Source organism: Plesiomonas sp. ISS29 (assembly GCF_056522795.1).
The window spans coordinates 1,452,133-1,466,245 of the sequence record NZ_JAWRZQ010000001.1 but is presented as its reverse complement, the minus strand read 5'-3'; the positions used below and the strand labels follow the sequence as shown (position 1 = coordinate 1,466,245).

Genomic DNA, 14,113 nt, shown 5'->3' with positions numbered 1-14,113 from the left:
CTCAACACTCCTTGTCGGTTACGCCAGCAGATGGCTGTGAATCTGAATGTACTTGTGAATACGCCTGTGAATGTGCCAGTGCATGTACCCACGGGCGCTGGCTATCGCGCTGTAACAGGGCATTGCGCAAACGCATCAGCGTTAGCGTAATAAAGAAAAACAAAAATCCGGCGATGCACAGCAGTAATGGCCACAACATGCGGTTATCAATAGCAGGTTTTGCCATGCGGGTAATGCTCGCGCCCTGATGCAGGGTATTCCACCACTCCACCGAGAAGTGAATAATCGGCAGATTGACCACCCCCACCAGCGCCAAAATACCGGCCGCACGCGCCGCCAGTGTGCGATCATCAAAAGCATTGTAGAGCGCCATCACCCCCAAGTAGAGGAACAACAGCACCAGCTCAGAGGTGAGACGAGCATCCCATACCCACCATGCACCCCACATGGGTTTTCCCCATGCCGCACCGGTAAACAGGGCGATAAAGGTAAATACCGCGCCAATCGGGGCCATGGCTGCTGCCGCCATATCTGACTGCCGAATTTGCCATACCAGCCCGACAAATGCGGCGACAGCCATGCTGGCATACACGCCCATTGACCAAATTGCAGCCGGAACATGGATATACATAATCCGAAAACTGTCACCCTGTTGATAATCAGCCGGAGCAAAAGCCAGCCCCCAGATAATACCGGGCAGCAGTGTTAGCACAGTTGCCGCGCCACACCAGGGTAACAGCCTACCGCACAGGCGATACAGCACTTCAGGTTTAGCCAGCGGGTGTAACCATTTCCACATTCTAGGTACCCTTGCTCACAAAATGGTTCAAAAAAAAGATTCAAAAAATGGTCTAAAAAACCGGTTCAGAAATATTATTTAGATACATTACTTAAAAACATTGTTCAGAAAAATCATTCAAATAGAGGTACATATATGTGTCGGCCACCGTGAGGATACATGGCCTTCCATCAATTCACATTTTGCTTTCCACAGTCTGCAAATTTGCACCGGTAAATCAACGTAAATCAGTTAACACTAATGCGTAATGCTGCCGCGGTCGCAAAAGGCGAAAACGTCAGGGTCGCGGCAAGTATTGCGCCAAGAATAGCCAGTTGGCCGTTAATCGGCAGCTGCATACTGGCGGTATCTATCGCCGAGGTGGCAAAAATCAGTACCGGCACAAACAGCGGCAACAGTAATAAACTGAGCAGTACACCGCCTTTGCGCAGGCCGACTGTCAGCGCAACCCCGATGGCTCCCAACAGGCTCAGTGTTGGCGTACCCAGCAGCAGTGTCAGGGCCATCGCCCGCCATGTGGCGGTATCGAGCGAAAGTAGCAGTGCGGCCAGCGGTGAGAGCAGCAGCAGGGGTAACCCGGTCAGTAACCAGTGAGCACACACCTTGGCCAGCACCACAAGCGGTAAGGGAATCGGTAGTAGCATCATCTGTTCGAGCGAGCCGTCAAGAAAATCATCCCGAAACAGCCGTTCGAGTGAAAGCAGGGCCGAGAGCAGTGCAGCAACCCAGATAATACCGGGTGCAATGCGCATCAGCACCGCAGGCTCGGGGCCGATACCCAACGGAAACAAGGTGATCACCATCAGGAAAAACCACAGTGGGTTGACGATGTCGGCTCTGCGGCGCATGGCGATATGCAACTCACGACGGATAATATCAGTGAAAATCATGCGTGCTTCTCTCCTGATGTTTGAGCCTGTGCCTGTATCTGATATTGGTCAGCACACTCCGTCAGTGCTTGCAGCCTGATTTTACGCAGTAAGGTTGAACGTTGGGTAAGCATCTCTTGATGGGTGGTCAGCAGGACGATACCGCCTTTCTCTGCATGCTGCTCAAACAGGCGAGTCAGCACCTGTACGCCGTGGCGGTCAATCGCGGTCAGCGGTTCGTCTAGAATCCATAATCGGCAGGATGTTAGCCACAAACGGGCTAATGCGACACGGCGTTGTTGCCCAGCAGAGAGCTGCCAAACCGGCAGATCTTCACGCCCCGCCAGCCCGACAAGGGCAAGGATCTCAAACAGGTCATCAGAGGTGATATCCGGCAGTGCCGGTGAGATGTCATCGGCCGACGCCCCTGCCTGCGCAAAGTTAATTTTGTGGTAAAACGCCAGATTCTCCCACGCGCTCAGCTCTGGTTTGATACCGGCTTGATGGCCAAGATAAAGTAAATTTTGATGATAGGTTTCGCGGGTGCGGGTAATTGACTCACCTTGCCAGCGCACCACACCGGATGCGGAATGTGAAAGACCCGCCAGAATACGCAGCAAGCTGGTTTTTCCGACACCGTTAGGGCCTTCGATCTGTACCAGTTCTCCCGGTGTTACAGTGAAATTGAGTCCGGAAAACAGCAACTGCTCGCCCCGGATACAGCTTAATTCACAGGCTTCCAGCATGGCTTTTGTAAACACATTGATAAAGAATACACAATAATAACACAATCAGTAGCACAATCGGTTATTTCAACACTTGCTATTACTGTGTTTTGGCATACAACACAATAACTCTTTCTAGTTATTAAAAAGCTAGTAACTTCAGCAAGTTAGCGTGAATTCTTACGTGAACGGGAAACGAATTCAAGCGCAAATTATGCGCTTTATCCCCTTTGAGGGTAAAAATGCGAGGAAAGATGATCCAGCGCAAGCAGGATCATCTGTGGCCATTTATCTTGATGTGACTTTGTGTCGGCATGGTGGTAGCGTCTATCCACGGCGCTCTTTGATTTGGCGCTGCAAGTTCAGCAACAGTTCCGCTTCCGCTTTTGGCAGCTCACACTCACTCATCAGCTCCTCCAGCCCCGCACCCATTTCAGCCAGTTTAGTGGCACGGCTGTATAAGCGCTGTTCAGGATCAGCGTAAGTGACTTCAGTCAGCTTTTGAGTAAAGCGCTCTTGCTTATCCGCTAGCTGATGCAGTTCGTTGCCTAAGCCAATATAGCCACCACGCAGCTCTTCAAGCGTTTTATCCATGGTTTCAAACTGGCGTCTGGCTGCTTTTAGCAGTACTTCACTGGCTTCAACGCGCCGCAGAGTTAACTGGTGTTGCTGGCGTAAACGCCATGACCCCCACAGTAAACCCAGCAGAATAACGCCCTGTACGCTAAGCAGCGCTATGATTACGATAGTCATTATAAACCGCTCAGATCATCCCACTCATCGTGGGTCAGCAGTTTATTTAAATCAACCAAAATCAGCAGCTCACCTTCACGGTTCGATACACCCTGAATAAAGCGCGAACTCTCATCAGTACCAACACTTGGCGTTTTATCAATTTCAGAGGTGCGCAGATAGACCACTTCTGCCACGCTATCTACCAGAATACCGATCACCTGTTGTTCGGTTTCAATGATCACAATACGGGTATTGTCAGTAATCACATTCGGGTATAAACCAAAACGGGCACGAGTATCAATCACCGTCACCACATTGCCACGCAGGTTAATGATGCCCAGCACATAGGCCGGTGCACCCGGTACCGGAGCAATTTCGCTGTAACGCAGCACTTCACGCACCTGCATTACATTCACGCCGAAGGTTTCATCCCCCAACTTGAAGGTCACCCACTGCAATACCTGATCGCGCTGACTGCCTGATTCCATCGTTTTGATGTGGCTCATGTTCGGTTCCTCAACCTGTTTTCTTACTATTTTTTTATTTCGGGATGCGAGAAAAATCGGCGCCCTGAGTAATAAAGTAGGGTGTACTAATCTCTTAAATATACCGCTCTCTTAAGATGTAGTGAATCACTTAAGAGAGAGGCTCGATGACGGTAAGCAGGCTAAACTGCGCCCATTTCCGTTAAAATATACGGGCCTATTTTACTCAGCGGCAAAATTTCGCTGGCAATACCGGCTTTAACTATTGCTTGCGGCATACCGTATACCACACAACTCTCTTCATCTTGCGCCCAGAGGGTTGCACCTTGTGCGTGCAACAACATTGCGCCATCACGCCCATCAGCACCCATACCGGTCAGTACCACGGCCAAAACTTTGTCTTTATATTGGCGCGCACAAGATGCAAAGGTGATATCAACGCAAGGCTTGTAATTCATGCGTTCGCCACCTTCGAGAATACGAATACGCATAGACCCTGGGCGGCCATCAAGCACCATTTGCTTACCACCTGGAGCCAGATAAGCCACACCAGCCTGCAACAGATCGCCATCAGCGGCCTCTTTGACACTGATTTGACACAGGTTATTTAAGCGGGCAGCAAACGCGGCAGTAAACGTGGCCGGCATATGCTGAATCAGTAAAATAGGCTGTGCAAAGTTGGCCGGAAACTGGGTCAGCAAATTTTGCAATGCCACCGGCCCGCCGGTTGATGTGCCAATTGCCAGTAATTGATAACTTTTGCCGCTGCGACGCGGGTGAGCATTACTGCGCGGCGAATGTGGCACCGATAGTACTCCACGTGCCGTGCTACCTTGGGCAACCTGTCCGCCTACGGTACCGGCAAGTGATGATGCAGCCCCCGCAGCCCCAACAGACGGTTTCTGACCCGCGCCAAATGGCGTACGCGCCGAATTCACTGCCGGAGCGGTTGATGCTGCAGCCGGGCGTTGCGCAGGCAAACGCCGACGACGGGCAATCGAGATCACCCGCTGTTGCAGCACCGCGACGGCCTCTTCCCGATCACGGGCAATATCCTCAAATTTTTTCGGCAAAAAGTCAGCCGCACCGGCATCAAGCGCATCAAGTGTCGCTTTTGCCCCTTCGTGGGTCAGCGAAGAGAACATCAATATCGGGGTTGGGCTGACACGCATAATAGCGCGCGCAGCATCAATACCGTTCATCACCGGCATTTCGATATCCATGGTGATCACGTCGGGCTTCAATTGCTGCACTTTCTCAAGCGCGTCACGGCCATTGCTTGCGGTATCAATCACCTCTATTCGCGGATGACTGTTGAGGATCTCACTCACACGACGGCGAAAAAATACCGAGTCATCCACCACCAACACTTTGATACTCATTATGCCTCTACTTATTATTCTCTGTCGGGCAACCTTGCCGGCATCTTTTATGCTTATTGGCGGTATCGGCCTGAACCGCGACCGCCATCATGATTATCGGCCGGTATAGTGTTTCAGCAGACCGGGAACATCGAGGATCAGAGCAATACCACCATCACTGGTGATGGTAGCTCCCGCCATACCCGGCGTACCCTGTAGCAGCTTGTCGAGTGCTTTGATCACCACCTCTTCCTGACCAATCAAGGTATCGACCACAAAGCCAATTCGCTGATGTGCTATCTGGACAATGACGACATGGCCAAATTGCGGTCTTGGTTCGCTGCTCTGTGTTTTGTCCAACCAGTCTTGCAGATAAAACAACGGAATGGCTTTATTCCGCACTATGGTGGTCAACTGCCCATCAACTTTATTGGTGCGGCGCAGATCAAGGTGGAATATCTCATTCACACAGGCCAACGGCAGTGCAAATGTCTGTTCGGCAACGCCTACCATCAGGGTCGGCAAAATAGCCAGCGTCAGTGGCACTTTGATTTCTAAGCGTGTACCGCGCCCTTGTTCGGAATCGATATGAATTGCGCCGTTGAGTTTGGTGATACTGGTTTTCACCACATCCATCCCAACACCGCGCCCCGAGATATCGGAGATCTCTTTTTTAGTTGAGAAACCGGGGGCAAAAATCAGGGCATAAGCTTCGCTATCACTCAGCCGTGCTGCAGTCTCTTCATCCATCATGCCGCGATTGACCGCGATGCTGCGCAGTTTGTTGGCATCCATTCCCGCGCCATCATCTTCGATAATCAGCAGGATATGATCCCCCTCTTGCGAGGCGGAAAGACGTACTGAGCCTTGTGCCGGCTTACCCGCCTGCTGACGAACATCAGGCATTTCAATGCCGTGATCAACGGCGTTGCGTACCAGATGGACCAGCGGATCGGCCAGTGCCTCAACCAGATTTTTATCCAAATCAGTATCTTCACCGCTCAGTTCAAGCTGTACCTCTTTTTTCAGGCTGCGAGCCAGATCGCGCACCACGCGTGGGAAGCGACCAAAAACTTTACGGATGGGCTGCATGCGGGTTTTCATTACCGCGCCTTGCAGATCAGCCGTGACCACGTCAAGGTTGGCGCAGGCTTTTGCCATCTCTTCATCTTCGCTATTCAGCCCCAAACTCACCAGACGATTGCGCACCAGTACCAGCTCACCCACCATGTTCATGATTTCGTCGAGTGTTTTGGTATCAACCCGCAGTGTTGTTTCGGCTGCGGTAGCATTTTTAACCGCCTGAGGCGGCACGCTGTTGCCGGAAGATTGCACGATAGCGGTAGGTACGGCAGCATGAACCTCTACGATATGAGCCGGTTCGCTGTGTGCTGCTGCCGGTAGCGGATGTGCCGATTCGGATGCTTTTGCAACTACCCCACCCAGCACCGGCCCTTTACCTATGCCGTGCAGATCATCAAGCAGACTCTCAAATTCATCATCGGAAATCGCATTAGATTCTGTTGCTGATTTAGGTGCAACAGCGGGCACTGCAATATTGTTTGGCGCTTGACCTACACCGTGTAGATCATCAAGCAAGCGCTCAAATTCATCATCTGAAATGCCTTCGCTTTCTGAACCGTTAGCACTGCTTGTTGATGCAGTGTCTGGCTGAAATGTTGGCACGACAGGTGCTGGGCTTGCTTTTTTTCCGGCTGATGTTATGACATCAGACTCGGCAGAACTGGCTACGAGGTTACCAAGCGCATCAGGTGTTGGCGATTGCCCAACACCGTGCAGCACATCAAGCAGGCTTTCAAACTCATCATCAGAGATATCATCCAACCCAAACTGACGATCAGCCAGTAGACCACCCGCACTCCCATGAGATGTGCTGGTATTGGATGAGTTCGCGGGTGATAAGCTCGCGGCGGCTATATGACGGGTATTGTCAGCCGATACGGCATATAGCTCTGTTTTTATTGCAGACTGCGCACTCGCAGCAATCTCAACATCAAGGGTGGATTCAGGATCACACAGCTGATGCAATTCATGCAGCAATGCCGGAGCGGCAGGCTCAGGTTCATCGCCTTGCTGAATCTGCTGAAACTGGGCGACCACGGTATCAAGTGCCAGTAAAATGACATCCATCAGATTGGAGTCAATACTGCGCTTGCCGTTACGCAGCACGTCAAACACATTTTCTGCGCCGTGACAGGTATCAACCAATGCGGTTAATGAAAGAAAACCGGCACCCCCTTTCACGGTATGAAATCCGCGAAAGATAGCATTGAGCAGCTCTTTATCATTGGGTTGTTGCTCAAGCTCAACCAATTGTTCTGATAACCGTTCAATAATTTCACCGGCTTCAATCAGAAAATCGTGCAGGATCTCTTCATCTAATTCAAAACTCATCACTTACTCCTGAACATGGCGCAGACGCGGGGCGGCTTGGTAGTTAAAATCCTAAGCTAGAGAGCAGATCGTCAACATCATCTTGGTTTTGCACCACATCACTGCGCTTTTCACGATCATGAATCGGCCCTTCGGCACTGATCGCTTTTTCACGGGTGATCTCTTCGTGTTGCTCGTTTTCCGGCATACCGAACGATTTCATGATGGTGATCAGGTGCTGCTCAACTTCGCCCACCAGCCCTGTCACGCGGCGGATAATCTGACCGGTCAAGTCTTGAAAGTCTTGCGACATCAGGATTTCAGTCAGTTGCGTGCGCAGCTGATCACTCTGTTGCTGGGTCAGTTTTAGAAAGGTATCAAGTTCGATACAGAGCGTTTTAAACTCGCCCAACTCCATTTCACGGTTAAACAGTTTCTGCCAGACCGGTAAAATAGCTTCAATCTGTTGTGCCAGACCATCTGCAATCGGAAACGCAGCATCAACCGCATCCATGGTGCGGTTTGCCGCACTCTCTGTCATGCTGACCACATAGTTCAGGCGGCCTTGTGCATCAGGCAACTCCTGCTGTGTCAGCTGATTTAAACGCGGGTCAAGCTTAAATTCAGACAGCCCACTGTGTAGCACGCGGGTCACTTTTCCGATTTCGTTAAACAGGGTGTTATAGTTATTGGCGGCCAGCGTGGTGAGAACCTGGTTAGCCTCATCTTGCTGGCCAGCTTCAAGTAAACTCACCAATTCTCGGGCTTGTTCAAGGGTGATCATTGATCTCTTCCGTTTTATGGCGCTGTCACTGTGCATCCGCAGCGTTACTGCATCCGTACAAAAATTTTGTCGAGTTTCTCTTTCAGTGTTGCAGCGGTAAACGGCTTAACGATATAACCGTTTACACCCGCTTGCGCCGCTTCAATGATCTGCTCACGCTTGGCTTCTGCGGTGACCATCATCACCGGTAAATGACATAAATCTTCATCAGCGCGGATCACTTTTAGCAGGTCAATCCCCTGCATGCCGGGCATATTCCAGTCGGTCACCACAAAGTCAAAATTGCCACCACGCAGCATCGGTAATGCCGATGTGCCGTCATCCGCTTCATGTGTGTTGTTGAATCCTAAATCGCGCAACAGATTTTTAATGATGCGTCTCATCGTGGAGAAGTCGTCAACGATCAGGATTTTTATCTCTTTGTCCAAAGGAGCCTCCGGTGAGGTTTTACTGGCTAAATAGGGTGGAATTTACACTGTTGACCATGCCTGTAATTTGGCACGTAAACGGTGCATCGTCTGGCTGAGAATCTGGCTGATACGGGATTCACTGACTCCCAGTACCGCGCCGATCTCTTTTAAATTCAGCTCTTCATCATAATAAAGTGACAAAATCAGGGCTTCGCGCTCAGGGAGTGTGCGAATAGCATCGGCCAGCGCTTGCTGGAAATTCCCCTCTTCAACGCCCTGAAAAGGCAAGTCTTGATGGCGAGCCTCCGGTGCAAAAGCGATATCTTCAGGCACGCCCAGATCATCAAAACCGATAATCCGCCCGCCGTTCACATCCTGCAGCATCTGGTGATAGACATCAGCCGATACCTGCAGATAGTCAGCCACTTCGCTGTCGCGCGGGTTACGCCCGAGCTGCTTTTCAAGCTGGCTAATCGCTTCGGTAATGCTGCGGCTGTTGCGGTGCACTGAACGGGGGATCCAGTCACCACGACGGATCTCATCGAGCATTGCCCCGCGAATACGGATACCGGCATAGGTTTCAAAACTTGCCCCTTTGCTAGCATCGTAATTTTGGTACGCTTCAAGCAGGCCTATCATGCCAGCCTGCACTAAATCTTCCAGCAATACGCTGGCAGGCAAACGCCCAAGTAGATGGCAGGCGATGCGTTTGACCAGCGGCACATAGCGCATCAGTTCGCTATCGCGATCCTGACACTGGCGATAGGCAAGAGTTTTACTCACCGCGCTCCTCCCTTAGACTAATCGGCCGACGCAGCAAGCGTTCGACAAAAAACTCGAGCTGCCCGTTCGGATGGTTCGGCGTAGGCCATGTACGAACCCGATTTGCTAAAGTGTTCAGGGCTAGTGCAGCCGGTGATTGTGGATAGGCTTCCACAACGACCTGCTGTTTACGTACCGCTTGCCGCACGTGATCATCGAGCGGAATACAGGCCACCAGCTCTAAATTGGCATCGAGAAAACGCTCGGTGACACTGCTCAGTTTACTGAATAGCTCAAGCCCTTCCCGATAACTCAGCACCATATTCACCACAATTTTAAAGCGTGAAATACCGTGCTGACGGTTCAAAATCTTGATCAGCGCGTAGGCATCGGCAATCGAGGTTGGCTCATTGCACACGGTGATCAGCACATCCTGTGCAGCTTTCGAGAAGCTCATCACCATGTCGGAGATACCTGCTGCGGTATCAATCAGCAACACATCCACCTGATCTTGCAGCGCGCTAAAAGCGCGGATTAATCCGGCATGCTGCGCGGCTGAGAGATCGGTCATAGATTGTGTTCCAGATGAAGCCGGAATCACTTTCAGCCCATATGGCCCTTCGACAATGATATCGGCCAACTCACAAAGCCCAGCCAGTACATGCGAAAGATTCTTGCCAACCCGCAAACCCAGCAGCAGGTCAACATTCGCCAAGCTAAGATCGGCATCAAAAATCATGACCCGTACCCCTTGGCGTGCCAGCGCGACTGCCATGTTCAGGGTGATATTGCTTTTCCCCACCCCGCCTTTGCCGCCGGTAACGGCAATCACTTTGGTTCGGGCTGGCTGTACTAGGCTACGCAAGCCACTGGCTTGATCGTTCAACACCGCGTTAGTCATAAAAATCTACTGCCTGAGTTAGAGTCCGTTCTTTCACTCGTCCAAAAATGCTGAGTAGAGGTGTGCTTATCCAGCAATTCTGCCGCCCGATTCACTAAATATTGCTGGTTAGCGATACGGATATCTTCCGGTACGCGCTGACCATCGGTGATATAACTGATCGGTAAAGCATTTTGAATTGTGACACTCATCACTTCGCCTAAACTTAAGCTCTCATCCAGCTTGGTCAGAATAGTTCCGGCCAGTGGAATACGGCGAAAATGCTCTACCGTCTCTTGAAGTACGCTGCGCTGTGCCGTAGCTGGCAGCACCAAAAAGTTGCGTATCCGCTCACCTTGGGTCTGCATCAAGGTATTTAACTGCTCGGTTAAGCGCAGATCGCGCTGCCCCATACCGGCGGTATCGAGCAAAATAAAGCGTTTATGTCGCAACTGATACAGTACAGCGGCCAGTTCATCGGCATCTTTAGCTATCCGTACCGGACAGCCTAAAATACGGCCATATGTTGCCAATTGTTCATGCGCGCCAATACGGTAGTTATCGGTAGTGACCAGTGCGATATGCTCTGCACCGTACTCCATGGCATACAGCGCCGCGAGTTTGGCAATGGTGGTGGTTTTCCCTACGCCGGTTGGGCCAATCAGCGCAACTACACCACCGCGTTTAAGCAGATCATCTTCGGAAATGGTCAGCTGCTCTTCGAGCAAGGCCAACACCAGTGACCAGGCTTCAGCCAGACCGGTATTTTCAGGGATATAGCAGATCAACTGCTCAGAGAGTTCGGCCGGAAAGCCCATTTTCAGTAAACGGTCAATCAGCATTGCACGTACCGGCTCTTTACGCTCCATCTCTTGCCACATCAGATTAGAGACCTGATGTTCGAGCAAGCGGCGTATCGATGACATTTCAGCGCGCATCTGTTCGATAGCACGGTGGTTCTCGTGTGAACGCGAGCGTGAGCGGGTTGAGTTGCTACTGTGCGCCTGAACCTTGGAAGTTTGCGGCTGACGCTTGGCCTGCGGTTGTTCGCTTATGCCATCGTGACGCTGACGTTGCTGACGCGCAAGCAGAGCACTGAGCGAGTCAGCCGGAGGTTTTTGCACATCCGTACGGGGAGCTATGCCCTCAACAATCTGGTGATGACTGTCAGGTTCAGCGCCGGTCGCAGTACCGCCTGCCGACGCTACACGGTTTTCCGGAAGTAGATAAGATGATGCACCACGTAATCCGCTGCGCGGAGCAGAGGAAACTGGCTTATCTTCCGCATTTGCAGAAAAAGAGAGCGGGTTGGCCGGCTGCGCAGATAGTGCTGAAGTACCGCTCTGCTTCTCTTCCTGAATCCGCTTACGAGCCGCTGTCAGTTGTACTACCAGCTCACGCTTGATCGCTTCATCTTCCTCGGCACGGCTGACAGGTGCAGGTGAAACCGCATCATCAAATGCGGCAACAATTTCAACACCGCCTTCCACTTTTTTGTTCGACATGATGACCGCATCCGGCCCCAGATGATCTTTAACCTGATCGAGCGCTTCACGCATGTCTTTGGCAAAAAAACGTTTGATTTTCAACACTGGCCCCTGACGGCGTTATCGACCGACTGAATTAACAATGCGGATCTGTTTATCATCCGGTACTTCCTGATAAGAGAGTACCCGTAAGCTGGGTATAGCATTTTTAACAAAGCGCGCCATAGTTGAGCGCAATACCCCGGAGGTAAGCAGAACTGCCGGCTCACCCTGCAGCTCTTGCTCTTGTGCAGCCTGCAGCATTGACTGCTGTAAACGTTCGGCCAATCCGGGTTCAATACCGCCCGCATCACCGCCTGCTGCCTGCATGGTCTTATGCAACATCTGTTCCAGTTCAGGAGCAAGGGTGATCACCGGCAGCTCAAGGCTGTTGCCGTTGATCTCTTGCACTATCATCCGGCGCAGAGCAATACGAACGGCGGCAGTTAATACATCGGGATCTTGGCTGCGCGGCGCATACTCGGTTAACGTTTGAACTATGGTGCGGATATCACGCACCGGAATAGCTTCACTGAGCAGGTTTTGCAGTACTTTCACCACCGTACCGAGTGGTAACGTGTCGGGCGAGAAGTTCTCAATCAGTTTCGGCGCGCTACGTGAGAGCATTTGCAGCAGATTTTGCACCTCTTCATGACCAATCAGCTGCGAAGCGTGGTTAATCAAGATCTGGCTGATATGAGTGGCCACCACGGTGGCAGCATCAACCACGGTATAGCCAAGCGCTTGGGCGTGCTCACGACGATCGGGTGTTATCCATACTGCCTCCAGCCCAAAAGCGGGGTCACGCGTGGCCTGCCCCTCAATGTTGCCAAATACCTGACCGGGGTTAATCGCCAGTTCGCAATCATGGCGAATTTCAGCTTCACCGTAATTTACACCCATCAGCATGATGCGGTAGGTGCTAGGTTGCAGTTCCAAATTATCGCGAATATGTACCGAGGGAAGCAGAAAGCCCAGATCTTGCGATAGCTTCTTACGTACCCCTTTAATTCGTTCTAACAACTCACCGTTCTGGCCACGATCAACCAGCGGGATCAGGCGATAACCCACCTCAAGCCCGATAATGTCAATCGGCTGTACATCATCCCACGAGAGATCTTTTTGCGGAGCAGGCAGCGCATCGGGTGTGGTATTGGCGGTATTTTCAGCCTGTTTAGCCTGCTGCTTTTGCTGCTCAAGTCTCCAGTACACCACACCGGCAAATACCAGTGCCAATGACAAAAAAGCCAGATGCGGCATGCCGGGCACGATACCCATCACAAACAAAATGCCAGTGGCAATCATCAGTGATTTCGGGTTACCGGTCATCTGCTCGACCAGCTGATCCCCCATGTTCTCGGCACGGTTTTGCCGTGTAACCATAATCGCGGCAGCTATCGACAGCAGCAGCGAGGGGATCTGAGCAACAAGACCATCACCGATAGTCAGCAGGGTGTAAATGGCCAGCGCTTCATCAACCGACAGCCCGTGCTGCATCATGCCGATAAAAAATCCGCCGATAATGTTGATAAACAAGATCATGATCCCGGCGATAGCATCACCTTTTACAAACTTTGATGCACCGTCCATCGAACCGTAGAAATCTGCCTCACGGGTAACCTCTTCACGGCGGATACGCGCCTGATCTTGGTCAATCAACCCCGCATTCAAATCGGCATCAATCGCCATCTGCTTTCCGGGCATCGCATCGAGCGTAAAACGGGCGCTGACTTCAGATATCCGCCCAGCACCTTTGGTGACCACCATGAAGTTGATGATCATCAAAATCACAAACACCACAATACCGACCGCATAGTTACCGCCGATCACCACATTACCAAATGATTCAATCACTTGTCCGGCGGCTTCCGGCCCATTGTGCCCTTCAAGCAGCACCACCCGCGTTGAGGCCACGTTCAGTGCTAAACGCAGCAAAGTGGCAATCAGCAGCACGGTTGGGAAGGCGGCAAAGTCGACCGGTTTTAAGGTATAAACCGAGACCATCAGCACCACCAGCGCCAGTGCGATGTTAAAGGTAAAAGCCATATCCAGCAGCATTGGCGGCATCGGCAATACCACCATCGCCAGCGTTGCCAGCACCAGTGCAGGTGTGCCTATCCCCTGTAAGCGCTGTAATTTTTCTGTCGGAAATTTTGCTAGTGCTGCTTGGAAGCTCATGAACAATAGACCTGATCGCATGCCACTGGTCACTCAGCCCTGATCGCATTTTTCACGCCGCCCCTCACCAACCGATGATAAAAGCAGAGTGACAGTAATTTGGCTGAATACCGTCAATATCACGTAACAAAGCAATATAAGTGCCAATCGCGGTAGTTAGGTGGCCAATCGCAGCAGGAAGGCGATGTAGCACAAAAATTTGCGA

At 51.5% G+C, this 14,113-nt stretch carries 13 protein-coding genes; all 13 read right to left on the bottom strand.

The genetic code is table 11. The features are described from left to right. Position 1: 1 nt before the first annotated feature. On the bottom strand, positions 2-799 hold the full coding sequence (locus AC1HDJ_RS06535; protein ID WP_479534371.1) for a heme ABC transporter permease: 798 nt from the start codon (positions 797-799) through the stop codon (positions 2-4). A gap of 227 nt (positions 800-1,026) precedes the next feature. Then, positions 1,027-1,689 (bottom strand): heme exporter protein CcmB, encoded by a 663-nt coding sequence (gene ccmB / locus AC1HDJ_RS06530; protein ID WP_479534369.1) that lies wholly within the window; start codon positions 1,687-1,689, stop codon positions 1,027-1,029. Then, the gene (gene ccmA, locus AC1HDJ_RS06525) at positions 1,686-2,414 is read right to left on the bottom strand and encodes a cytochrome c biogenesis heme-transporting ATPase CcmA (protein WP_479534367.1); all 729 of its coding nucleotides are present in this window, start codon (positions 2,412-2,414) and stop codon (positions 1,686-1,688) included. The genes ccmB and ccmA overlap by 4 nt, the downstream gene beginning before the upstream one ends. A gap of 306 nt (positions 2,415-2,720) precedes the next feature. Further along, positions 2,721-3,146, bottom strand: a complete 426-nt coding sequence (locus tag AC1HDJ_RS06520; RefSeq protein ID WP_479534365.1) for a DUF2802 domain-containing protein — start codon at positions 3,144-3,146, stop codon at positions 2,721-2,723. Further along, a complete protein-coding gene (locus tag AC1HDJ_RS06515; protein ID WP_479534363.1) occupies positions 3,146-3,634 on the bottom strand; it encodes a chemotaxis protein CheW in 489 nt (162 codons plus the stop codon). The genes AC1HDJ_RS06520 and AC1HDJ_RS06515 overlap by 1 nt, the downstream gene beginning before the upstream one ends. 161 nt (positions 3,635-3,795) lie before the next feature. Further along, positions 3,796-4,995, bottom strand: coding sequence for a protein-glutamate methylesterase/protein-glutamine glutaminase (locus AC1HDJ_RS06510; protein ID WP_479534362.1), 1,200 nt, complete (start codon positions 4,993-4,995; stop codon positions 3,796-3,798). Between the two features lie 93 nt (positions 4,996-5,088). Further along, positions 5,089-7,389 (bottom strand): chemotaxis protein CheA, encoded by a 2,301-nt coding sequence (locus tag AC1HDJ_RS06505; protein ID WP_479534360.1) that lies wholly within the window; start codon positions 7,387-7,389, stop codon positions 5,089-5,091. A gap of 43 nt (positions 7,390-7,432) precedes the next feature. Then, entirely contained in the window at positions 7,433-8,152 is a 720-nt protein-coding gene (locus AC1HDJ_RS06500; protein WP_479534358.1) for a protein phosphatase CheZ, read from the bottom strand. Between the two features lie 44 nt (positions 8,153-8,196). Continuing rightward, entirely contained in the window at positions 8,197-8,580 is a 384-nt protein-coding gene (cheY, locus tag AC1HDJ_RS06495) for a chemotaxis response regulator CheY (RefSeq protein WP_479534356.1), read from the bottom strand. Between the two features lie 42 nt (positions 8,581-8,622). Next, positions 8,623-9,345 carry an RNA polymerase sigma factor FliA gene (locus AC1HDJ_RS06490; protein WP_479534354.1) on the bottom strand — a complete coding sequence of 241 codons (723 nt, stop codon included), beginning with the start codon at positions 9,343-9,345 and terminating at the stop codon, positions 8,623-8,625. Then, positions 9,338-10,225, bottom strand: a complete 888-nt coding sequence (locus AC1HDJ_RS06485) for a MinD/ParA family protein (protein WP_479534352.1) — start codon at positions 10,223-10,225, stop codon at positions 9,338-9,340. The genes AC1HDJ_RS06490 and AC1HDJ_RS06485 overlap by 8 nt, the downstream gene beginning before the upstream one ends. Next, entirely contained in the window at positions 10,222-11,793 is a 1,572-nt protein-coding gene (gene flhF, locus AC1HDJ_RS06480) for a flagellar biosynthesis protein FlhF (RefSeq protein ID WP_479534350.1), read from the bottom strand. The genes AC1HDJ_RS06485 and flhF overlap by 4 nt, the downstream gene beginning before the upstream one ends. Before the next feature lie 18 nt (positions 11,794-11,811). Then, positions 11,812-13,908, bottom strand: coding sequence for a flagellar biosynthesis protein FlhA (gene flhA, locus AC1HDJ_RS06475; RefSeq protein ID WP_479540339.1), 2,097 nt, complete (start codon positions 13,906-13,908; stop codon positions 11,812-11,814). Positions 13,909-14,113 lie beyond the last annotated feature (205 nt).

Coding starts and splice junctions, on each gene's coding strand:
- AC1HDJ_RS06535 (WP_479534371.1), bottom strand. CDS start 799: ATGTGGAAATGGTTACACCCGCTGGCTAAACCTGAAGTGCTGTATCGC.
- ccmB (WP_479534369.1), bottom strand. CDS start 1,689: ATGATTTTCACTGATATTATCCGTCGTGAGTTGCATATCGCCATGCGC.
- ccmA (WP_479534367.1), bottom strand. CDS start 2,414: ATGCTGGAAGCCTGTGAATTAAGCTGTATCCGGGGCGAGCAGTTGCTG.
- AC1HDJ_RS06520 (WP_479534365.1), bottom strand. CDS start 3,146: ATGACTATCGTAATCATAGCGCTGCTTAGCGTACAGGGCGTTATTCTG.
- AC1HDJ_RS06515 (WP_479534363.1), bottom strand. CDS start 3,634: ATGAGCCACATCAAAACGATGGAATCAGGCAGTCAGCGCGATCAGGTA.
- AC1HDJ_RS06510 (WP_479534362.1), bottom strand. CDS start 4,995: ATGAGTATCAAAGTGTTGGTGGTGGATGACTCGGTATTTTTTCGCCGT.
- AC1HDJ_RS06505 (WP_479534360.1), bottom strand. CDS start 7,389: ATGAGTTTTGAATTAGATGAAGAGATCCTGCACGATTTTCTGATTGAA.
- AC1HDJ_RS06500 (WP_479534358.1), bottom strand. CDS start 8,152: ATGATCACCCTTGAACAAGCCCGAGAATTGGTGAGTTTACTTGAAGCT.
- AC1HDJ_RS06485 (WP_479534352.1), bottom strand. CDS start 10,225: ATGACTAACGCGGTGTTGAACGATCAAGCCAGTGGCTTGCGTAGCCTA.
- flhA (WP_479540339.1), bottom strand. CDS start 13,908: ATGAGCTTCCAAGCAGCACTAGCAAAATTTCCGACAGAAAAATTACAG.